Origin of the sequence: Vibrio sp. YT-15 (assembly GCF_033337445.1) — a bacterium.
Taxonomy (GTDB): Bacteria; Pseudomonadota; Gammaproteobacteria; order Enterobacterales; family Vibrionaceae; genus Vibrio; species Vibrio alginolyticus.
In genome coordinates, this window is sequence record NZ_JAWOQR010000008.1 from 55,364 (window position 1) to 76,746 (window position 21,383).

General features: G+C 43.5%; 20 protein-coding genes. 14 read left to right on the forward strand and 6 right to left on the reverse strand.

Annotation, left to right across the window (positions count from 1 at the left end; translation table 11 throughout):
• Positions 1-6: 6 nt before the first annotated feature.
• Positions 7-870: an endonuclease/exonuclease/phosphatase family protein gene (locus tag R7D93_RS15740; RefSeq protein ID WP_225495871.1), complete on the reverse strand. Its 864-nt coding sequence runs from the start codon at positions 868-870 to the stop codon at positions 7-9.
• Positions 871-1,179: 309 nt separating this feature from the next.
• Here R7D93_RS15740 and nrdD point away from each other — a divergent pair, with 309 nt between their 5' ends.
• Both nrdD and nrdG read left to right on the forward strand, forming a co-directional pair.
• Complete coding sequence (gene nrdD, locus R7D93_RS15745) at positions 1,180-3,300, forward strand: anaerobic ribonucleoside-triphosphate reductase (RefSeq protein ID WP_213867725.1); 2,121 nt, start codon at positions 1,180-1,182, stop codon at positions 3,298-3,300.
• Positions 3,301-3,384: 84 nt separating this feature from the next.
• Positions 3,385-3,855 (forward strand): anaerobic ribonucleoside-triphosphate reductase-activating protein, encoded by a 471-nt coding sequence (nrdG, locus tag R7D93_RS15750; RefSeq protein WP_005376213.1) that lies wholly within the window; start codon positions 3,385-3,387, stop codon positions 3,853-3,855.
• Between the two features lie 84 nt (positions 3,856-3,939).
• Here nrdG and R7D93_RS15755 read toward each other — a convergent pair whose 3' ends face one another.
• Positions 3,940-5,325, reverse strand: coding sequence for an MATE family efflux transporter (locus R7D93_RS15755; protein ID WP_182016091.1), 1,386 nt, complete (start codon positions 5,323-5,325; stop codon positions 3,940-3,942).
• Between the two features lie 120 nt (positions 5,326-5,445).
• Between R7D93_RS15755 and R7D93_RS15760 the strand changes: the two genes are divergently transcribed.
• From R7D93_RS15760 to R7D93_RS15770, 3 genes are all read left to right on the forward strand, one after another.
• Positions 5,446-6,303 carry an AraC family transcriptional regulator gene (locus R7D93_RS15760; RefSeq protein ID WP_054575975.1) on the forward strand — a complete coding sequence of 286 codons (858 nt, stop codon included), beginning with the start codon at positions 5,446-5,448 and terminating at the stop codon, positions 6,301-6,303.
• Positions 6,304-6,458: 155 nt separating this feature from the next.
• On the forward strand, positions 6,459-7,646 hold the full coding sequence (locus tag R7D93_RS15765) for an aromatic amino acid transaminase (protein ID WP_053307702.1): 1,188 nt from the start codon (positions 6,459-6,461) through the stop codon (positions 7,644-7,646).
• An 11-nt stretch (positions 7,647-7,657) separates the two neighbouring features.
• Complete coding sequence (locus tag R7D93_RS15770) at positions 7,658-8,341, forward strand: ATP-dependent zinc protease (protein WP_047101086.1); 684 nt, start codon at positions 7,658-7,660, stop codon at positions 8,339-8,341.
• Between the two features lie 122 nt (positions 8,342-8,463).
• Here R7D93_RS15770 and R7D93_RS15775 read toward each other — a convergent pair whose 3' ends face one another.
• The gene (locus R7D93_RS15775; RefSeq protein ID WP_213899946.1) at positions 8,464-9,000 is read right to left on the reverse strand and encodes a hypothetical protein; all 537 of its coding nucleotides are present in this window, start codon (positions 8,998-9,000) and stop codon (positions 8,464-8,466) included.
• A 154-nt stretch (positions 9,001-9,154) separates the two neighbouring features.
• Positions 9,155-9,529 carry a YgiW/YdeI family stress tolerance OB fold protein gene (locus R7D93_RS15780; protein WP_225495873.1) on the reverse strand — a complete coding sequence of 125 codons (375 nt, stop codon included), beginning with the start codon at positions 9,527-9,529 and terminating at the stop codon, positions 9,155-9,157.
• Positions 9,530-9,684: 155 nt separating this feature from the next.
• Between R7D93_RS15780 and R7D93_RS15785 the strand changes: the two genes are divergently transcribed.
• The 4 genes from R7D93_RS15785 (at position 9,685) to modC (ending at position 13,781) form a co-directional block, all read left to right on the forward strand.
• Positions 9,685-11,136 carry a cobyric acid synthase gene (locus R7D93_RS15785; protein ID WP_213899945.1) on the forward strand — a complete coding sequence of 484 codons (1,452 nt, stop codon included), beginning with the start codon at positions 9,685-9,687 and terminating at the stop codon, positions 11,134-11,136.
• A gap of 69 nt (positions 11,137-11,205) precedes the next feature.
• The gene (modA, locus tag R7D93_RS15790) at positions 11,206-11,961 is read left to right on the forward strand and encodes a molybdate ABC transporter substrate-binding protein (RefSeq protein ID WP_138940295.1); all 756 of its coding nucleotides are present in this window, start codon (positions 11,206-11,208) and stop codon (positions 11,959-11,961) included.
• A 27-nt stretch (positions 11,962-11,988) separates the two neighbouring features.
• Positions 11,989-12,678, forward strand: coding sequence for a molybdate ABC transporter permease subunit (gene modB, locus R7D93_RS15795; RefSeq protein WP_225495875.1), 690 nt, complete (start codon positions 11,989-11,991; stop codon positions 12,676-12,678).
• A complete protein-coding gene (modC, locus tag R7D93_RS15800) occupies positions 12,675-13,781 on the forward strand; it encodes a molybdenum ABC transporter ATP-binding protein ModC (protein WP_225495877.1) in 1,107 nt (368 codons plus the stop codon). Before modB ends, modC begins: the two co-directional genes overlap by 4 nt.
• Positions 13,782-13,857: 76 nt before the next feature.
• Here the strand turns inward: modC and R7D93_RS15805 are convergent, their stop codons facing one another.
• Entirely contained in the window at positions 13,858-14,295 is a 438-nt protein-coding gene (locus tag R7D93_RS15805) for a DUF3069 domain-containing protein (protein WP_005376232.1), read from the reverse strand.
• A gap of 273 nt (positions 14,296-14,568) precedes the next feature.
• Between R7D93_RS15805 and R7D93_RS15810 the strand changes: the two genes are divergently transcribed.
• On the forward strand, positions 14,569-15,528 hold the full coding sequence (locus R7D93_RS15810) for a diguanylate cyclase (protein ID WP_017634619.1): 960 nt from the start codon (positions 14,569-14,571) through the stop codon (positions 15,526-15,528).
• 250 nt (positions 15,529-15,778) lie between these two features.
• On the opposite strand, the gene R7D93_RS15815 is transcribed toward R7D93_RS15810, so the two are convergent.
• A complete protein-coding gene (locus R7D93_RS15815; RefSeq protein ID WP_065275318.1) occupies positions 15,779-17,017 on the reverse strand; it encodes a sensor domain-containing diguanylate cyclase in 1,239 nt (412 codons plus the stop codon).
• A gap of 253 nt (positions 17,018-17,270) precedes the next feature.
• Here R7D93_RS15815 and R7D93_RS15820 point away from each other — a divergent pair, with 253 nt between their 5' ends.
• The 4 genes from R7D93_RS15820 (at position 17,271) to pntB (ending at position 21,337) form a co-directional block, all read left to right on the forward strand.
• Positions 17,271-17,639 (forward strand): late competence development ComFB family protein, encoded by a 369-nt coding sequence (locus R7D93_RS15820; protein ID WP_005376241.1) that lies wholly within the window; start codon positions 17,271-17,273, stop codon positions 17,637-17,639.
• Positions 17,640-17,680: 41 nt separating this feature from the next.
• Positions 17,681-17,962, forward strand: a complete 282-nt coding sequence (locus R7D93_RS15825) for an HlyU family transcriptional regulator (protein ID WP_115386646.1) — start codon at positions 17,681-17,683, stop codon at positions 17,960-17,962.
• 433 nt (positions 17,963-18,395) lie between these two features.
• Positions 18,396-19,952, forward strand: coding sequence for a Re/Si-specific NAD(P)(+) transhydrogenase subunit alpha (locus R7D93_RS15830; protein ID WP_054575447.1), 1,557 nt, complete (start codon positions 18,396-18,398; stop codon positions 19,950-19,952).
• Positions 19,953-19,960: 8 nt separating this feature from the next.
• A complete protein-coding gene (pntB, locus tag R7D93_RS15835; protein WP_005376248.1) occupies positions 19,961-21,337 on the forward strand; it encodes a Re/Si-specific NAD(P)(+) transhydrogenase subunit beta in 1,377 nt (458 codons plus the stop codon).
• The last annotated feature ends 46 nt before the right edge of the window (positions 21,338-21,383 follow it).

Below are 21,383 nucleotides of genomic sequence, written 5' to 3' on the forward strand. Positions count from 1 at the left end.
TAAACGCTAAAAAGTGAGTGTCGTAGAAACCGGGCAATGGTCACTCAGTTTATAGTCGAGTACATCTTGTGTTTTGAAAACGGTTTGAACACCAGACGACGCCTTTAAATCACCACTCACAATAATGTGGTCTATCACCGAGCGGAATTGGTGGGTTTTATTCGGATTACGATTAGAACGCACTTTACATTCCGCTTTAGTGTCTTTAGTCACTAGCTTTGCACTAGTATTGTCCGATATCACGTCCCATAACCAATCTCCTTGATAACCCAAGTTGTGGTTAAAGTCGCCAAGCACGACATAATGTTGTTTGTTGTCCTCGCGCGCCTTTATCCACTTAGTTAGTGCCTGTCCTTGTTGTTTCACTATCTTACAATCGCGGTTATTACGATACGCGCCACTGCAACCCGCTTTCAGATGTACAGAGAGTAGATGAGTCTCGTTTTCTTGGTTTGGATTTAAAACAAGGTAGCTCGCGAAGCGCAGCTTGCTGTTGCCTCGTGTGATAGAGAAGTCTGGCTTGTCTAATATGCTTACGCCATTGCGCACGGCAAAGCCTGTGTATTGGTTGGTGTCGTTAAACTGAAGGTGTCGGTTGGAGGCGTTTGAACGATCGGAAAGATAGATAGTGAAGTCATTGCCAACAGCTTTTTGCATTGCAGCGACGCTTTCGACTTCTTGAAAAGCAAGAATGTCGGCTTGTGTTTTATCCACATAGTGGGTCAGTTTTTCAAAATCTTGTGGTGTTCTCGACACTTTTCCACCATCTATAGATAACCATTCTATGTTCCAACTGGTTAGATTGATGGAGTTTTGAGCAAATGAAAGAGAACTAAAAAGTAATATTAACGTAACAAAAAGTGATCGCATTTTGGCCTGTTGCACTCCTATCTTTTAGCGTATTCCTTTCCATCCTTTATCCTACAAGACCTCCAAAAATAGCAAGTAGATTTAGTACCAATTTTGCAATTTTCATGGTTTTCTTCGCAACTGAGATCAACGCCAATAAGATCGATTTCTTCTTGTTCGCTAGCCAATCTTTATTGATCAAAATCAATGTTTTCGAGTGGTGCTTCTCGTTAAATACGCCACAATATATTGTGTTGCCAGAATAAAAAATAACCCCATATAGTGTGTTTGTGGATAACTCTGTGAGTATGCTCGGGTAAGGAGAACAAAGTGAAACCAATCGTAATCAAACGCGACGGATCAAGAGCTCCGTTCAACAGGGATCGTATCCAAGCAGCAGTTGAAGCAGCAGCGGAAAACAAAGATAAGGATGTCGCTATTTATGCTCTTAATGTGGCTCTTGCTGTCGAGTTACAGTTAAGAGAACACGATGAAGTTCACATCCATGAGATTCAAGACTTAGTCGAAAATGAACTCATGCAAGGTCCTTACAAAGCCCTAGCGCGTTCTTACATTGAATATCGCCACGATCGCGACATCGCTCGTGAGAAGCAAAGTGCACTAACTCGCGAAATCGAAGGTTTGATTGAAGAAAGTAATCTGGATCTAATCAACGAGAACGCGAACAAAGACGGCAAAGTAATTCCGACTCAACGTGACTTGTTGGCTGGTATCGTAGCGAAACACTACGCGAAGACGCACATCCTTCCTCGCGATGTGGTTCAAGCGCACGAAGTGGGTGACATTCACTACCACGATTTAGACTACGCACCGTTCTTCCCAATGTTTAACTGTATGCTTATCGATCTTAAAGGCATGCTGACGCATGGTTTTAAAATGGGTAACGCTGAGATTGATACGCCAAAATCAATTTCGACTGCAACAGCGGTAACAGCACAAATCATTGCTCAAGTCGCGAGCCACATTTACGGCGGTACAACCATCAACCGTATTGATGAAGTTCTAGAGCCGTACGTAATCACAAGCTACGAGAAACACCTAGAGATCGCAAAAGAGTGGAACATTGCTGAGCCAGAAGAGTTCGCAAAAGCACGCACAGAGAAAGAGTGTTACGACGCGTTCCAATCTCTAGAATACGAAGTAAACACGCTACACACGGCGAACGGTCAAACACCATTCGTTACGTTTGGTTTTGGTCTTGGTACTAGCTGGGCATCACGCCTTATCCAGAAATCGATTCTGAAGAACCGAATTGCAGGTCTAGGTAAGAACCGTAAAACAGCGGTATTCCCTAAACTGGTATTCGGCATCAAAGATGGCTTGAACCACAAATCAGAAGATCCAAACTACGACATCAAGCAACTTGCGCTTGAGTGTGCGTCTAAGCGTATGTACCCAGACATTCTTAACTACGACAAAGTAGTGGAAGTAACGGGTTCATTCAAAACCCCAATGGGTTGCCGTAGCTTCCTTGGTACTTACGAAGAAAACGGTGAGCTGATTCACGAAGGTCGTAACAACCTTGGCGTCGTGAGCTTGAACCTTCCTCGTATCGCTATCCGTGCAAACGGAAGCGAAGAGAAATTCTACGAGCTTCTAAATGACCGCCTACGTCTTGCTCGTAAAGCACTAGAGACACGTATCTCTCGCCTTGAAAACGTGAAAGCACGCGTGGCCCCAATCCTATACATGGAAGGCGCATGTGGTGTTCGCTTGAAAGCAGACGACTCAATCGCAGATATCTTCAAGAACGGTCGTGCGTCTATTTCTCTTGGTTACATCGGTGTACACGAGACAATTAACGCGCTATTCGGTACAGAAGCGCACGTTTATGATGACGCTGTTTTGCGTGAAAAAGCGGTCGCTATCATCAAGCATCTAAAAGATGCGGTGAATCAATGGGCTGACGAAACTGGCTATGGCTTTAGCTTGTACGCAACACCAAGTGAAAACCTATGTAGTCGTTTCTGCCGCATCGACACCAAAGAGTTTGGTTTGATTGAAGGCGTAACAGACAAAGGTTACTACACCAACAGCTTCCACTTGGATGTTGAGAAGAAGGTTAACCCTTACGACAAGATCGACTTCGAGATGCCTTACCCAGAAATCTCAAGCGGTGGCTTCATCTGTTACGGTGAATTCCCGAACATGCAACGTAACGTAGAAGCGCTAGAAAACGTGTGGGACTACAGTTACACCCGCGTTCCTTACTACGGAACTAACACTCCGATTGATGAGTGTTACGAATGTGGTTACACCGGCGAGTTTGAATGTACAAGCAAAGGCTTTACTTGCCCAAGTTGTGGCAACCACGATTCAACCAAAGTATCGGTGACACGTCGAGTTTGTGGCTATCTAGGCAGCCCAGATGCACGCCCGTTTAACTTCGGTAAGCAAGAAGAAGTGAAGCGCCGAGTTAAACACCTGTAAGGTTTACTACCACTCGTTTTAACACTTTGAAAATCAACTTTAAACAGGTTGATTTTCTCTTTCGCGATAACACAGAGACGCATTATGAATTACCACCAATACTATCCAATTGACGTTGTTAACGGACCGGGTACGCGCTGCACGCTGTTTGTGTCGGGTTGTGTGCATCAGTGCCGTGGCTGTTATAACCAGTCGACGCAACGTTTGGATTCTGGTGTACTTTTCACGCAAGAAGCGGAAGACAAAATCATCGCTGACTTAAACGACACGCGTATCAAACGCCGTGGCTTGTCGTTGTCGGGTGGAGATCCGCTTCACCCTGCTAATGTGCCTCATATTTTGAAGATAGTGAAAAGGGTGAGAGAGGAGTGCCCAGGTAAAGACATTTGGGTTTGGACTGGCTACACGCTGACGGAACTGAATGACGCGCAAAGGGAAGTGGTGCAATACATCGATGTTTTGATTGATGGTAAGTTTGAACAAGACAAGAAAGACCTCAATCTCGAATGGCGTGGCAGTTCAAACCAAATCATTCATCGCTTTACGGACATCTAATCAAGCATTCTCCGCACATAAAAAGGGCTCACGCGTGCATAACGGGTGAGCCCTTTTGGTGTGAGTTCGTTAATGTCTTTTTGGTTACGCTGTCACCGATTGGTCATCTTCAACCATATTATTTATCCAACGTTTAGATTGAATACGGTAAGTCGTCAGTACGCCTTTCACTAACTCTTCCGCGAGCAGAGACATCAAGACAAAATGCAAAGGCAGCCCTAAGACCATGCCGGTGTAATAAGTAAGGGGGATGCCAATAGCCCACTGACCGAACGTGTCGATGAAAATGCTATAGCGAATATCAGCGCCACTCTTTAGTACGCCGCCAATCCCAACCATGTTAAACACCCTCAAAATCATACCTAGCGCCATGACTAAACATACGTTAAGTGCCATGTCTGCATCGGTTAACGGGCTCAGTACCAATAGGTGATGAATCATGGGCGAGCTCAACCACACTAGGAAAAACAGCAAGGTGGCTAAGATTGCGCTGGTTAACACATACCACCACGCCGTTTTCTCGACTCGGTCATAATGTTTTGCACCAATATCATTCCCAAGAAGAACGGATGCAGCGACCGCAAATCCCATAAAGGTTGAAATCAGTACCCCTTCAATCGGTGATAAGAATGAGATGATCGCCAGTTCTGAAACGCCCAATTGACCATAGATGATGCTGTAAACGATCAATCCACCAGTCCAAAGCGCATCGTGGACCAACATGGGTAAAGAAACCTTAAAGTACTTTTTTCGATACTGTTTTAAGCGGCCTTGTACCCAATCGAACTTAGTCGGAATTAGGTAAGCATATCGTTTGTAGAAAAAATAAATCAAGACGGCGGTTTGGAAAAATCGAGAAACAAAACTACCTACGGCTGCACCAAATACGCCCCATTGAGGGAAACCAAATAAACCAAAAATCAAAACATAATTAAGCGCGACGTTAACGACAATGGCGGAGATACTAACGTTGGTTGCCAGTTTGGTTTGGCCCACGGAGCGCAATACCGCTTCAATCGGTACTACTATCGCCGTAGCAATGAGGCTAAAGCCCGTAACCACAAGATAATCACGTGCATAAGTGACGTATTCAGGATCGTCTGACATAAAAGAGACGATCTCTTCATCAAAAATCGCATAAAGAACGATAAACGGCAGCGTCACCAAAATGGAAATAAACCAAGATTGCGCCAACGTTCTGCGAATTCCGGCTAGGTTTCCTGAGCCGTAGTATTGAGAAGCAAGTATGGTAACTGCACCGCACAGGCCAAAGACAACCGCTAGGTTGAAGAAAAAGATACGATTTCCAACACCAACTGCTGCCGTTGCAGATTCACCGAGTAGGCTTACCATGAAAATATCCACGACGCCGAGCAAAGCAAAAAGCATGGACTGAAGTGAAACAGGTAGGCCAATCGTAATCAGCTTTTGCCAAAATGCTTTATCGATGTATTCGCGTGTTAAGAGCATCGCATTTCTCCTTAAAGATTAATGCGAGTAGTTTATCCTCATGATTTGGCGGTGTATTTTTCAAAGGAATCCAAAACCTTTGTAAAACTCTCTACTAACGCACATGTGAGCCAATAAATCATGGAAGATAAACAAGAACGCTACGCGATTTCAGAAAAAACTTATCAAGAGTTTATTGATCACAGTCGAGTATTAGCACTTGAGGAGAGAGGCATTGTGCAGTGCGGCATTGCCACTTGTCGTGACTTCTTCTCTGTTTATCGTAAAAACCAAAAGAAACACATGCTGCTCTATACGGTGCGTGGTAAAGGGTGGCTAGAGAGTGGGACTTATCGATACGATTTGGAACCGGGCTCGTTGATTACAGTACCCGCAGGTGTTGAAAACGGTTTTGGTATAGAAGAAGAACCTTGGCAGATCGCGTGGCTTTTTCTTGCTACTGATAGAGAGTGGCCGATATTAGAATGTGATGTTCGCTATCAGCTTTCATCTACACCTGAAGTGATGTATGCATGTATCCAAACACTACTACGCAGCATTCACCTTCCAATCGATTATGGTGGTGCGGTAGGTGAGCATAGTGTGGCTCAGTTAGAGCTGATGTTAAACATGCCGCCCTCAGAGTCGATATCACGCAGCCAATTGAGGCTTCGGCGTGTATTTGACCTTGTCCAACGTCAGCTCCATAAGGATTGGAGCGTTGAGCAGGTAGCGGCTCTATATCCATGTTCGGAGCCTCATTTGCATCGACTGACTCAAAAGCAGTTTGGTCGAAGCCCAATGGCACATTTAACGCGTATGCGCATGGAATATGCTGCTAGGTTACTTCGTTCAACAGAATGGCCAATTCAGCATATTGGAGAAATAGTCGGATATCCGACCAGCGCAAACTTTAGTACACGTTTTAAAGCGTGGTCGACCATGACACCAAGAGAGTTTAGAAAAAACGGTAGAGTGGATTGGTACGACGAGGAGTGAATCGTTCTTTTTCTGAACGATAGAGCGCACAAAACTCACCGCAATCCAGAATTTTGTTCTCTAATTGATGAAATAAGTGAAAAATCATTTCGTCATTTTTTGCGATGGTGTTAACGTGAGGTTCGGTACTTGAATTTCAAAGGGTTATGACTTTCATGTTTTCTAATCTCCCAACTCCCGTATTAGATCCTATTTTATCTCTATCCGTTGCATACCGTAACGATGAACGTCCAAACAAGGTTGACCTTGGCATTGGCGTATACAAAAACAGCGCAGGCGAAACGCCGATTATGAAAGCCATTCAAATGGCGCAGGATGTCGTTGTTGAAACTCAAAAAACCAAGTCTTACGTTGGTCTTGCGGGTTGCGAAGAATTTAATAAAAGCATGATCGATTTGCTGCTGACGGGAACGTCTGCAATGGATCGTGTTGCAGCTATTCAAACGCCAGGTGCAAGTGGTGCGCTGCGTATGCTCGGTGATCTAATGAAGATCGCACAGCCAGATACGACGGTTTGGATTTCCAACCCAAGCTACGTAAACCACAAGCCCGTGATGGAAGCAGCAGGCCTTAAAGTTAAGTTCTACCACTATTTCTCTTCGGAAACGAAACAAGTAGACACCGCAAAAATGATGGATGATCTTGCGAAAGCTGGGCCTTCAGATGTGGTACTTCTTCATGGTTGTTGCCACAACCCAACTGGTGCAGATATTGACTTCTCTGCTTGGCAAGCCATTACAGAATTGTCGCAGAAGAACGGTTTCATCCCATTTGTGGACATTGCTTACCAAGGCTTCGGTGATGGCCTAGAAGAAGACGCAAAAGGTCTTCGTTTTATGGCAGATAACGTTGAAGAGATGTTGATTACTACTTCATGTTCGAAGAACTTTGGTCTGTACCGTGAACGAACTGGTGCAGCGATTGTGGTTGGTAAGAACATGCATGATGTAACCAATGCAAAAGGTAAACTCCTCACTCTAGCTCGCTCTACTTACACGATGCCACCCGACCATGGTGCAGCTTTAGTTAAGACCATTCTGCAAGATGAAAATCTCACTTCCGTTTGGAAGCAAGAATTGAGTGAAATGCAACATCGTTTAGTTAGCCTTCGTCAAAGTTTGTGTAACGAGTTGAGAAACAACCATAATACAGATCAATTTGATTTCATTGAGGGTCACAAAGGCATGTTTACTGTGCTAGGCTTTAGTGGAAACCAAATGGCGCAACTGCGTGAAGATTATGGCATTTATGGTGTTGGCGATGGTCGAATTAACATTGCCGGACTTACCGAAACTCATATTCCATACGTAGCGGACGCAATTAAGAAAGTATCTCAAGCTTAATTGGAGTGTGGATGAAAAACTGGAAACTGATTCTGCCGCTTATGATGAGCGGCAGTTTAATTGCTTGTACGTCAACTCAAACGACGCAGGAACCTGTTGAGCCAGAGTCGCCAAAGGTCGAAGAGCCCGTTAAAGTCGAGCCAGAAGTGAAACCTGAGGTAGATCCAAAGCCAGAGGTGGAGCCCAAACCAGAAGCGAAACCTGAGAAAAAGCCGGAACCAAAGCCTAAGAAGCCAGTCAAGGTCACAAAAACACCCGATGGCATGTTAATTCTTGGTTCTGAAGAATGGGTTTATGTTCCTGAAATTGACCAGACTTTCAAGGCTAGAGTCGATACAGGTGCGACAACATCATCAATTAGTGCGACTGACATTGTTCCGTTTGAGCGTGATGGTAAAGACTGGGTTAAATTTAAGATAGATTTAGGTGACAAAGACACCAAAGAATTTAAAGTACCCGTTGAGCGCTGGGCTAAAGTTAAGCAGTCTTCGTCAGAAGAGGTGGATAAACGAGCGGTGGTAAAAGCCTACATTACCGTTGGGGATCACAAAGAAAAGACAGAGTTTACGTTAGCGGATCGCGGACATATGACGTTTCCAATTTTGCTTGGTCGAAGCTTTTTTAGAGATATCGCCGTTGTAGATGTATCGAAAAAATATGTGCAAGATAAACCTAAAAAAACCGCTAAAAACTGATGTATTACAGCTAGTTTCTGCTACAAGCTAATAATTCGTGATTAACAAAAAATGGCCTCCAAAATCGGAGGCTATTTTTATTGAATCATATGCTTGCTTGTGATGCCTGGTAGTCATATCCACTAAAATGCAAAACGAGCAGACATTACAATTTGCTGGCCATAGACACCATTATTTTTAAAATCTGCACCAAGCGATAGTTGCTGAGTTGAGTGGAATCGTGCGCCTAGATTGTAAATGGTATTCGAATCGTCATTATCTATGATTTGGCCGATACGGCCATGTAGCTCAATATTTTGCATAAACCAAATACGAGTGCCAATATTCACTTCCGTGCGCCACTCGTCGCCCACTTTATCACTGCCGTTCTCTTTAATGTTGTGTACCAACATTTGGCCATAAATATCTGCAAATTGGCCTGCTGGCCCATTAAAGCCTATACCACCAGCAATGTCCCAGTCTCCGCTGAATTCACTGTCTGCGCGAGCAATGAAATGGGTATTCTCTGTAAAGTAGGTATTGAACTCGCCACCAAATGTACCAGGGCTAGTGCCCATGCGAAATTCCATCGTGTTGTAGTTGAAATTATTTGCATGTGCGGAAAGTGGCAAAATAGCACACAAACCAAAGGCTGCAACCTTTAGAGCTTTACCTAGCATGGTGTCTCCGGGCAAGATGATTAAAATGAACAAAAAAATGGCATGCAAAAAGCAGACCAAGATTGATAAAGCTATCATTTTAAGTGCTTGCCGTCACTATTTAGCTGTAATCGTCACTACATCATGTTGATATGCACAGCAATCGGGGTTTGTTTTACATGACCACGAGTTGTTCGACTTCAATCTCTGGTTTGTTCCCGCCTTCAAATTCGCCAAACAGACGGACTTTAGTCGTGTGATCAATCGGAGTATTTAGCTGAATATCGTCATCGAGTTCGACCATCACTTCACCGGAACCATCGCTAAAGACAAACTTATCCGCGCGAACTTGACGCAATAAGTTACCTTCAACGACCACATCTTTTTCAGTAAACATATTGGAGTCGTTTAGCAAGGTATCCAATTTTTCCACAGTGACAGGACCGTTAAACTGCAAGTTTGATTGGTTTTGAGCGTTATCTTTCGCGAACGCGATAGAAGGAGCAATAGCTAAGGCGGCGATTGTTGCGATAATTGTATTCTTTTTCATGTTACATCCTCATCAGTTTGTTTTGATGGGGTCATTAAAGCAAGGCTTGTTTGAACCAATGATGATTTCAACATTCATATTCTATTCATTTGCTTGAGTAAGTGGGGACGATGACGTTATGATTGTTCATCTTCCTCTATTCCTTACAAATGTTCATGAAATCAGCGATCCCATCTTTAATGGTTCAAGGCACCACTTCGGATGCCGGAAAAAGTGTCCTTGTGGCAGGTTTATGCCGTGTATTAGCACGAAAAGGGATAAATGTTGCCCCATTTAAGCCACAAAACATGGCACTAAATAGTGCGGTAACCAAAGATGGCGGTGAAATAGGTCGAGCACAGGCCGTTCAGGCACAGGCGTGTAATATTGAGCCAACTGTACATATGAATCCGGTTTTAATTAAACCTAACAGTGATACAGGTGCTCAGATCATTTTGCAGGGTAAGGCGATTTCCAATATGGATGCGGCTGGCTTTCATGATTACAAGAAAGTGGCGATGGATACGGTGTTAGATTCCTTCTCTCGTCTGACTCAAGAATTTGATTCGATCATTATCGAGGGCGCGGGGAGTCCTGCTGAAATCAATTTACGAGAAGGCGATATTGCAAACATGGGTTTTGCTGAGGCCGCTGATGTACCAGTGATCATTGTTGCTGATATTGATCGTGGTGGAGTGTTTGCACATTTGTACGGAACACTTGCGCTACTTTCTGAGTCTGAACAAGCGCGAGTAAAAGGATTTGTTATCAACCGTTTTCGAGGTGATATTCGTTTATTGCAATCGGGCCTCGATTGGCTAGAAGAAAAAACAGGTAAACCTGTACTTGGTGTACTTCCTTTTCTTCATGGTTTGAATTTAGAAGCAGAAGACGCGATCACTGCACAGCAAGAGCTGCACTCTGAGGTAAAACTGAATGTTGTTGTGCCTGTTTTAACCCGGATTAGTAATCATACTGATTTTGATGTGCTGCGATTGAATCCAGACATCAATCTACGTTATGTAGGTAAAGGCGAAAAAATAGATAAAGCCGACCTGGTTATTTTGCCTGGGACCAAATCGGTCAGAGACGATCTGGATTATCTAAGAAGCCAGGGGTGGGATAAAGATATCTTGCGTCATATTCGTCTTGGTGGAAAAGTGATTGGTATCTGTGGCGGCTACCAGATGCTTGGAAACTTGATTGATGATCCAAACGGCGTCGAAGGCCAACCAGGTCAAAGCGAAGGACTTGGCTTGCTTGATATCACTACGACGCTAACTAACAGCAAACAGCTTACAAACACACAAGCACAGCTTTCTCTTAACGGCAAAACAGCCAATGTAAAGGGTTATGAAATCCACGTAGGGCGAAGTGAAGTACGGGGCCTGCAACCTCTTACATTCAGTTCCGGTGAAGCGGAGGGGGCGATCAGCGAGTGTGGCCAAATCATGGGAACCTACCTTCACGGGTTCTTTGACGAGGCAGATGTCTTAAGCCTGGTATCAGAATGGGTAAACGGCACCCAAATCAAACAACAAGACTTTGAAGAGTTAAAGGAGCAAGGCATTAATCGCATCGCAGATGCGATAGAACAACATGTGCGCCTTGATTTTTTGTTTAAATAGCCCATTAACTGATTGAACTTTATATTTAAATAACCTGTTCTTTCGCTTGCCTTGTATTGGAGTATCTCTATGAAAGCATGGAAACAGTATGCTTGCCTTACGGTAGTATTAAGCATTTCATTTTCAGCAAACGCAGCAACGAACCTAAAAGTGTATGCAGCCTCTTCTATGACGAATGCGATTAACGAGATCGCGCAAAACTTTGAAGAAAAGTATGACGTTTCTATCACTCCCGTTTATGGTGGTTCTTCTTCTATCGCTCGACAAATTATCAATGGCGCACCAGCGGATGTATTCATTTCTGCGAACACGAAATGGATGGATTATTTGGTCGATAAAGACGTTATTTATCGTGACAATGTCACAAATATAGTGCGCAATAGCTTAGTGTTGATTGCTCCTCAGTCTTCAGAATTAACCTCATTTAACTTTTCTGATGCAAAGGCATGGGAGAAGGCATTGCATGGAAATCGTCTTGCTTTAGGCAATCCGACGTCAGTACCTGCTGGTATGTACGCGAAAGAGTCATTGACTACACTGGGTGTATGGAAAGCGGTTCAAACTCACGTCGCACCAGCAAAGAATGTGCGCTTAGCTTTGGCGTTGGTTGAACGTGGAGAAGCGCCTTTAGGTGTGGTCTACAAAACCGATGCTCAGTTAACTGATAAAGTCAAAATTGTCGGCGAATTTGCGAGTGATACGCATGCGGCTATTGTTTACCCGGCTGCAATTGTGAATGATTCTACTGAGTCGGAGCAGTTCTTCCAGTACCTAAAATCGGACGAAGCCGCACGCGTTTTTGCTCAATATGGCTTTCAGCAATAAACCGGCCTTCAATTATAGGAACGAAGCGTGACAGAACTGGAATACCAAGCCTTAATGTTAAGCCTCAAAGTAGGCGCGTACGCAGTACTTTGGCTGATTCCTCTCGGCGTTTTTCTTGCTTGGCTACTTTCTCGAAAAACGTTCTTTGGTAAATCGATTCTCGATAGCTTAATTCATTTACCACTGGTATTGCCGCCAGTGGTAATCGGCTATTTATTGTTGATTTCTTTAGGACGACAAGGGTTCCTTGGAAAGTGGCTCTATGAAAACTTAGGGGTAGTATTTAGCTTTAATTGGAAAGGGGCAGTAGTCGCTTGTATTGTCGTGGCTTTGCCTTTGATGGTTCGTTCAGTACGCTTAAGCTTAGATAGCGTCGACCCTAAATTGGAGCACGCAGCCTCTACGTTAGGCGCTTCTCCTTTAAAAGTGTTTCTCACCGTCACGTTACCACTGACCATTCCCGGAATTATTACGGGCACGATGCTGTCATTTGCTCGTAGTCTTGGCGAATTCGGGGCGACGATCAGTTTCGTCTCTAACATTCCGGATGAAACCCAAACGATTCCGCTGGCAATGTACAACTTTATTGAAACGCCAGGTGCAGAAATGCAGGCGGCTCGTCTGTGTATCATTTCTATCGCGTTAGCCTTGTCTACATTAATGATCTCTGAATGGCTAAATCGTAAAGCGGCAAGTAGATTAGGTGCGAAGCAATGACGATTAAAGTCCAATTTAAACAAATGCTTGGTGAGACTGACTTCGACATCAAACTTAAGTTACCCTGTAACGGAATTAGTGCCTTGTTTGGACGATCTGGTGCAGGTAAAACGACGTTGATTAACATCATCAGCGGATTGGTCACTCCAAGGCAAGGGTATGTTGCGGTTGGTGAGCATGTTTTGTTTGACAGTGAACAGGGAATAAACCTACCAACGCACAAGCGTGGCATTGGTTATGTGTTTCAGGATTCACGTTTGTTTCCTCACTATTCGGTTCAAGGCAATTTGTTGTATGGCGTTAAAGAAAAAGATGACGAGTATTTTGATGCAGTCACCGAACTCTTGTCTATCAAACCGTTACTAAAGCGCTTTCCGGTATCACTTTCTGGTGGTGAAAAGCAACGTGTTGCGATTGCGCGCGCATTGCTATCTAAGCCCAATTTGCTTTTGATGGATGAGCCACTTGCCTCACTCGATATGCCAAGAAAGCGTGAGGTAATGCCTTTTCTCGAGGAGTTGTCGGAGAAGGTAAATATCCCTATTATCTATGTCACACACAGTCTCCAGGAAATTTTAAGGCTTGCTCAGCACCTTGCAATTATTGACCAAGGTAAAATTTCGAGTTCAGGTAAGCTTGAGGAAGTGTGGGCTTCTCATGCTATGCGTCCATGGCAATCTTTCTCAGATCAAAGCAGCTTATTTGAAGGCCGGATTGCTGAACATCATGAACGTTATGCACTGACTTGTATCAACCTTGCACCTAATGTATTCCTGTGGGTGCAAAAGATTGACGGAACACCAGACACGCCAATACGCTTGCAAGTGCGTGCCAATGACGTTTCTATCACGCTCGAGCAGCCCAAGGCGACGTCGATTCGAAATATTCTGCCTGCTATTGTCGATTCCATCGAAGTGTTTAACGCAGCCGATGACAAACAGAGTATTAATATATCACTCAAGCTAGACGAGAAATGTTATTTGTGGGCAACGATCACACCGTGGGCCCTTGACGATCTCAACCTAAAAGTTGGTAGCCGTGTTTTTGCACAAATTAAAGGTGTCAGTGTGACACAAAAAGATATGGCACTAGCGCCTCATTAACCGTTTAGACTGATTTACGCTTCATGATCAAAAAAGGCCGCAAAGTGCGGCCTTTTTTACTAGAAGAATGCCGGAATTACTTCGCGAATACTTCTTTGAACTCACGCTTAAGAAGTGGGTCACGACGTGCTTTCTTCAGTTGCTTAACCATGTCTTTCACGCAGTTGTGAAGCACATTATCAAGTAGTTGAGCACGGTATTCTTCTTTATCTTCATCTGTCATGTTTTCTGGCAGATTAAGAGTAGGGAACTCTTCCATAACATTAATACCAGCGAATGCTTGGCCTACAGAAACTAGAGCATGAAACTGTTCAAAGTTGTCTAGAATGTTCTGTGCACTTGCTGGCATTTCGTCCCATGATTCACGTACCGCTTCTTCAGACACTTCATGGATAGAGGTAACCATTTCGAACATTTGCTCTGGAACTTCGTCAAATTCGATAACTTTACGTAGCTCTGGAGAAATGCTGGCTAGATCGATTTTTTTGCTTTCGCTGTTAGTTGCTTCTGACATGGTGTGTCTCTCATTACAAAAAGGCGGGAATATTAATACCAAATGCATCAAATAGCTATACCCATTAGTCCGCAAGATGACCAAAGTGAATGAGTTTGTTGAACTTCTGCTCACAGGCCATGATTAGATAGGGTAACGTTCAGTCTAACTGCTTTATGCAATGGATTCCGTGATATTCAAACAAAAATATAGCACTTAATTATGAGTCGAATGCAACAACTCTATGAGTATGGTATATGTTTAATAAAGACATAATTAAAAATGGAACGCGTTATGCAACCGACAGGGACATCGATGCGAATCCTTCTGGTTGACGATGTTCAGCTAGACAGGATGCAGTTGGCTATTCGTCTAAAGCAACTTGGACATATTGTAAAAGCCGTAGGTAGTGGACTAGAGGCGTTAAATACCTATGAGAGCTTTGATCCGGAACTGGTGTTACTCGATATATCAATGCCAGATATGAACGGTTTTGAAGTCTCTCTTCATATAAGAGAAACGTTTCCGGATTGGATCCCAATTATTTTCTTGAGTAGTCACGAAGAGCCAGAAATGATTGCTAAAGCCATAGATGCGGGCGGTGATGACTATTTAATTAAGCCGGTAGATAAACTGGTACTGAACTCTAAACTTATCGCAATGCAGCGTATTGCTCATATGAGACGAGAGCTTAAGCAAGCGACAGCTCAATTGGAGCAGGTTAATCAACTTTTGACTCAGCAAGCGAATGAAGATGGCCTAACCAAACTCTATAACCGCCGTTATATCGACCATAAGTTGGAATCGATGGTTGCATGGCATGGTCGTCACAATATGCCAATGGCTTTGATTCTATTGGACGTCGATTTTTTTAAACCGTTTAATGATAATTACGGTCATATTGAGGGCGACCGTTGCTTGCAAGCGATTGCGAATCAACTCAAGGCTACTTTTTGTCGCTCTGGGGAATATGTAGGTCGATATGGTGGAGAAGAGTTTGTCGTGTTGCTAGGGTGTACCGACACTCAAACAGCAGAAAGAGAAGCCGAGCGTATACAAGAGGCTATGTATTTTCTCGATTACCCACATGAGTATTCTAGTGTGTCAAATAGAGTGACAGTGTCACAGGGTGTTTTTGTTTTTCAACCGACAGGGAAAGAAGTGCAATCAGACTTGTATGCAACCGTTGATAAAGCACTATATACATCGAAGTCTTTGGGAAGAAACACACATACTGTAGTTAATTCTTTTTAAAAACAAAATCTTATGAATGCCATTCTTTTTGTTGCGTTGTCACTTTTGGTGGTTATTTTAAAGCTAACTCAAAGTAAGATAGGCAAACAGTGCGAACGGAATGTCGCAATCGGGCGTATACCTTATACCTTTGATTAGATAGATGACATCGGGATAGTGGCAACGATGAGTGCAGTTATTATGCTGATGGGGAAGTTCGGTTTTGTTTTAAACCCAGACAAGCTTGTTAACTTTCACGATTGGTGAGGGTCTAACGAAGCTTTATGCAGTTACGTCCGGCCTTTTTCGCTTTGTAAAGTGCTTCGTCCGCTGATTTAATAACGTCCAGAGGAGCTTGCCCATTCCGGCTATCAGCAACTCCGAAACTTGCGGTAACAAAAACCGACTTTCTTTTCGAACTGTTGCTACCACGACGTTTTTGTCCTTGTTTATGGTTCTCAGGGCGAGATTCTTCATCGCGTAATATCATCTCGTATTCTGCAATCGATTTGCGAGCTTCTTCCAAAAAGTTCTTACATTCGTCAGCGTATTTGCCTTTAAAAACGATGGTAAATTCTTCTCCGCCAAATCGATAAACTTTTGCGCCGCCTGGGGTTTTAGTGAGGCGCGAAGCGACCATTTTTAGAACGTCATCACCAGTATCGTGACCGTAGGTGTCGTTAAACTTTTTAAAATGGTCAACATCAAGCATTGCGATCGTGAACTTCTTACCCATGTGTTTTAGATCGAGATCAAGTGCACGTCTGCTCGGAATCAGCGTTAGGCTATCGGTGAAAGCCAGTTGATGGCTAGCGGAAGCGGCATAAATAATGATAAGCAGCCCTGTTAGCGTAAACATGGTGCTTGATATGTACTGCACATCAAAGAAAATGAACGTCGCAGACGCCAATACCATGGCAGAGTAGGTCATCGCATGGATAATTTCATTCTTCTTTAAAACAAGGATTCCAAGAAAACAGACAATACCCACGCAATATAAAACAAGAATTAAAGGCAGTTTAGAGACCGTAGGTACAATAAATAAAATACCGCTTGTCCATTGTTCAAACCCTCCTTCAACGTAATATGCTAGCGTTAGATAAGACCAAAGAACGAACATTGCTAACATCAAGATGTAAGTCAACATGGCTCTAGAGTCAAAACCTTCTTTACTAAACAAAAATACCGTAAGAAACGAGACAGGAAGTAACGTGGCTAAAATGGTTAGCTCAAGTAAAGCGGTACCACTTTGAAGCGGGACTTGTAGGCGGTGCTGTATCACGAAGTAGGCTAGCAACATTGCCAAGCACACCATGGACTCTCTGCCTTGCTTAAATGAATAACAAAGGAGTAGCGCACAACCTAATAGTATGTACGGCAAGTTTGCGGCAATGCCCCAGTTTGCCTGAGTCATCTGAATAATGCTGTCCATGCCCGAACTCACTATGCCCAGTAGCAAAAAAGGGAATGAGAATCTGAAGCCTGATGAAGTCATTGACGATGAGGACATCTATTACAAACTGCCTGAAAATAGTTGACTATATAATTGGTTAGGTAAATCGTTTTATCAATATGGATATTTATCCGTTATTGAATTTCGAACTTTGAGAACTAGCAAGAATACGTCTATTTGTTCCTTTTCCCAAGTATTTTGGAAGACATTACCGCAAAAAGAGAGAGATTGATTAAATTAAGAGCAATCAATAAGTTGTTATAAACAAGTCGTTGCTATACTCATTTCATAGGAAAAAGGAGATTTACAGATGCAGATAAGCTCAGATGTGCACAACTACATGGAAACATTAGTAGGCCAGGTTCTCAGTTTGCCCGAATTTTTAGAACAGTATGACAACGAACAGTTAGCCGATATTGCTTGCCTTGCGCTTATCCAGCTCAAGCCTGTCTATATCCGTCATGATATTGATTTTTTGTCTTCACTTCCTGAACAAAAATTAAGCCAGTTTAAGCAAAGCGCGGATATAGCGGTGAAAAACGCCGCAGAAATGGTGAAAGAAGACAGGCGTAAGAACCGAGAGTATGATGTGCCTGTAATTTTTTCCCATACTAGTTATGATGATGACAAAGAGTTGGATTGGTATGAAAAACCGATCCTTAACGTTAATATTAAGTAAGAGTCGCTCAGTTGACTAGTGAGCTGACCCAAGGAGGAATCGTGGGATTTTTTTCGCGTTTGTTTGGTGGTAGTGAGAAAACGGTTGAAGCCAAAAATATCGAACCAGTTGAATATAAAGGTTTCCTTATTTACCCAGAGAGCCTTTCAGAGGGCGGACAATATCGCATCGCTGGTCGAATAGAAAAGCATGACGATGATGAAGTGAAAACACATCGGTTTATTCGCTCCGATTTGCTTGGCTCAGAGCAAGATGCCAATGACCTTATGTTGAAGAAATCTCAAATGTTTATTGATCAAATGGGCGATAAAATCTTCGACTAGCAATTTACTGCAATTTGATTCCAGTCATCTTAAAAAGAGCCATTAGTGTATATGCTAGTGGCTCTTTCTTTTTAACGCTTAAATCTCTGTTAAGTCAGTATTTAATCGTTACCTGGTTAGACCTCAGTCTAGTACGGTGTTGCGTTGTTATTTTTCGTGCACAGAGCGACAATCATTCATTACTTAGCGTTATATGTAATAAAATTTAGTATTTAAATTACAAAACACTTGAAGTAATGAGACGCGTTCGATACAAACAGAATAATAACAGGGCTGTTAGTCAAGGTGTTTTGTGCAAATGGGTGTCCCCAAACATCATCTTTCGTTTGCAATTGTCTTGCGTGGTAAACAGATAGAAATAAAAAAGAATTAGAGTAGAGCGACGCTCTGTTTTGGGACTAATTTATTGATATGTATACAAGGAGTATGCGTTTTGCAAATCGGTGTACCTAAAGAGATACTCGCAGGTGAATCGCGAGTGGCTGCATCGCCGAAGTCGGTTGAGCAGTTAATAAAATTGGGATTCGATGTCGCGATTGAATCCCAAGCGGGGGTGCTAGCGAGTTTCGATGATGCCGCTTATGAAGCAGCTGGTGCGAAAATCGTTTCTAGTGAAGAAGTTTGGGCATCTGGCCTTATTTTAAAAGTTAATGCGCCAATTGTGGATGATGAGCAAGGCATTGACGAAATTGCGTTACTGCAAGATGGAGCAACACTGGTTAGCTTTATTTGGCCGGCTCAAAATGCTGAGTTGATGGAACAACTTTCAAGTAAGAACATTAACGTTCTTGCCATGGATTCCGTTCCTCGTATCTCACGTGCACAAGCCTTAGACGCGCTATCTTCGATGGCTAATATCGCGGGTTATCGTGCAGTGGTTGAGGCAGCTCATGAGTTTGGTCGTTTCTTTACAGGTCAAATTACGGCTGCCGGTAAAGTACCTCCAGCGAAAGTATTGGTTGCGGGTGCTGGCGTCGCTGGCTTGGCGGCTATCGGTGCTGCAGGTAGCTTAGGTGCCATTGTCCGTGCGTTTGACGTCCGCCCAGAAGTAAAAGAGCAAGTTGAATCGATGGGCGCTGAGTTCCTGACCGTTGACTTTCAAGAAGAGTCAGGCTCTGGGGATGGCTACGCAAAAGAAATGTCTGATGACTTCAACAAAAAAGCGGCAGAGTTATACGCAGAGCAAGCTAAAGATGTTGATATCATTATTACGACCGCGCTCATCCCTGGTAAACCTGCGCCGAAGTTGATCACCAAAGAAATGGTCGACAGCATGAAAGCGGGCAGTGTAATTGTCGACTTGGCAGCTGCTAATGGCGGTAACTGTGAATATACAGTGAAAGACCAAGTTATCATGACGGATAACGGCGTAAAAATTGTTGGTTACACTGACATGGTTGGTCGTTTGCCAACACAATCTTCTCAGCTTTACGCGACAAACCTTGTTAACCTTCTAAAACTGCTGTGTAAAGAGAAAGATGGCAACATCAATATTGATTTTGAAGATGTTGTTATCCGAGGCGTTACCGTGGTGAAAGAAGGTGAAGTTACTTGGCCAGCGCCACCAATTCAGGTTTCAGCTCAGCCGCAAGTGAAACAAGAACAGCCTGTGAAGCCAGAGCCTAAAGTAGAAGAACCTACGTCTCCAACGAAGAAAATTATTGGTGTGGCAGCGGCTGTTGGAGCCTTTGCATGGGTTGCATCGGTTGCTCCGGCAGCGTTTCTTTCTCACTTTACTGTATTTGTTCTAGCGTGTGTTGTCGGATACTACGTAGTATGGAATGTTACCCATGCACTTCATACTCCACTAATGTCAGTAACGAATGCTATCTCTGGCATTATTGTCGTTGGTGCATTACTGCAAATTGGACAAGGTAATGGCGTCGTTTCATTCCTATCTTTTATTGCCGTATTGATCGCGAGTATCAATATCTTCGGTGGTTTCACCGTCACCAAGCGTATGCTTGAAATGTTCCGCAAAGATAAATAGGAGTCACAATGTCTGCAGGATTAGTACAAGCAGCTTACATTGTTGCTGCATTATTTTTCATCATGAGTTTGGCGGGGCTTTCAAAGCAAGAGTCTGCTCGTAATGGTAACTACTACGGTATCGCTGGTATGACGATCGCGCTAATAGCGACGATCTTTAGCCCAGATGCGCAAGGTTTTGGTTGGATCATTATCGCGATGGCGATAGGTGGTGCGATCGGTATTTTCTATGCGAAGAAAGTAGAAATGACCGAGATGCCAGAACTGGTTGCGATTCTACACAGCTTTGTAGGTTTAGCTGCGGTTTTAGTTGGCTACAACAGTTACCTAGATGCGCCAGAAGCAGCAACACATGCTGAGCATGTTATCCACCTTGTAGAAGTATTCTTGGGTGTGTTCATCGGTGCCGTAACTTTCACCGGTTCAATTGTCGCATTTGGTAAGCTGCGTGGTGTGATTTCTTCGTCGCCACTTAACCTACCTCATAAGCACAAAATGAATCTCGCAGCGGTTGTTATCTCTACGCTTCTTATGATCTACTTCGTAAAAGCAGATGGCAGCATGTTCGCTCTTATTGTGATGACTTTGATTGCGTTCGCATTCGGCTACCATTTAGTCGCTTCAATTGGTGGTGCTGATATGCCAGTTGTTGTCTCTATGTTGAACTCATACTCAGGTTGGGCAGCAGCGGCAGCAGGTTTCATGCTAGCAAATGATCTATTGATTGTAACAGGTGCTTTGGTAGGTTCATCAGGTGCGATTCTTTCTTACATCATGTGTAAAGCAATGAACCGTTCGTTTATCAGTGTTATTGCCGGTGGTTTTGGTCAAGAGATAGTGATTTCAGGTGACGAAGAGCAGGGCGAATATCGTGAAACAACGGCTGAAGAAGTTGCAGAGATGTTGAAGAACTCAAAATCAGTAATCATCACTCCAGGATATGGCATGGCAGTAGCTCAGGCACAATACCCTGTTCATGAAATTACTGATGTACTTCGTTCACAAGGTATTGAAGTTCGCTTTGGGATTCACCCAGTAGCGGGTCGTCTACCGGGGCATATGAATGTGTTACTCGCTGAAGCAAAAGTACCGTATGATATCGTTCTTGAAATGGATGAAATCAATGATGACTTTGCAGAAACCGATACCGTATTGGTTATCGGTGCTAACGATACGGTCAACCCAGCCGCACTGGAAGATCCGAACAGCCCAATCGCTGGTATGCCCGTATTGGAGGTATGGAACGCGAAAAACGTAGTGGTATTCAAGCGCTCAATGAATACTGGTTACGCAGGAGTACAGAACCCACTGTTCTTCAAAGAAAATACATCAATGCTATTTGGTGATGCGAAAGAAAGTGTTGAGTCTATTTTTAAAGCACTTTAACCATTCTTGATTTAAAACTATACAGGGTCAGCAATCGCTGGCCCTT

Bases quoted from the DNA above. Each gene is read 5' to 3' on its own strand.
- R7D93_RS15805 (WP_005376232.1), bottom strand. From the start codon at position 14,295: ATGTCAGAAGCAACTAACAGCGAAAGCAAAAAAATCGATCTAGCCAGC.
- R7D93_RS15810 (WP_017634619.1), top strand. From the start codon at position 14,569: ATGCAACCGACAGGGACATCGATGCGAATCCTTCTGGTTGACGATGTT.
- R7D93_RS15765 (WP_053307702.1), top strand. From the start codon at position 6,459: ATGTTTTCTAATCTCCCAACTCCCGTATTAGATCCTATTTTATCTCTA.
- R7D93_RS15820 (WP_005376241.1), top strand. From the start codon at position 17,271: ATGCAGATAAGCTCAGATGTGCACAACTACATGGAAACATTAGTAGGC.
- R7D93_RS15815 (WP_065275318.1), bottom strand. From the start codon at position 17,017: ATGTCCTCATCGTCAATGACTTCATCAGGCTTCAGATTCTCATTCCCT.
- R7D93_RS15785 (WP_213899945.1), top strand. From the start codon at position 9,685: ATGAAATCAGCGATCCCATCTTTAATGGTTCAAGGCACCACTTCGGAT.
- R7D93_RS15775 (WP_213899946.1), bottom strand. From the start codon at position 9,000: ATGCTAGGTAAAGCTCTAAAGGTTGCAGCCTTTGGTTTGTGTGCTATT.
- R7D93_RS15740 (WP_225495871.1), bottom strand. From the start codon at position 870: ATGCGATCACTTTTTGTTACGTTAATATTACTTTTTAGTTCTCTTTCA.
- modA (WP_138940295.1), top strand. From the start codon at position 11,206: ATGAAAGCATGGAAACAGTATGCTTGCCTTACGGTAGTATTAAGCATT.
- R7D93_RS15760 (WP_054575975.1), top strand. From the start codon at position 5,446: ATGGAAGATAAACAAGAACGCTACGCGATTTCAGAAAAAACTTATCAA.
- nrdG (WP_005376213.1), top strand. From the start codon at position 3,385: ATGAATTACCACCAATACTATCCAATTGACGTTGTTAACGGACCGGGT.
- modC (WP_225495877.1), top strand. From the start codon at position 12,675: ATGACGATTAAAGTCCAATTTAAACAAATGCTTGGTGAGACTGACTTC.
- R7D93_RS15780 (WP_225495873.1), bottom strand. From the start codon at position 9,529: ATGAAAAAGAATACAATTATCGCAACAATCGCCGCCTTAGCTATTGCT.
- R7D93_RS15755 (WP_182016091.1), bottom strand. From the start codon at position 5,325: ATGCTCTTAACACGCGAATACATCGATAAAGCATTTTGGCAAAAGCTG.
- pntB (WP_005376248.1), top strand. From the start codon at position 19,961: ATGTCTGCAGGATTAGTACAAGCAGCTTACATTGTTGCTGCATTATTT.
- R7D93_RS15770 (WP_047101086.1), top strand. From the start codon at position 7,658: ATGAAAAACTGGAAACTGATTCTGCCGCTTATGATGAGCGGCAGTTTA.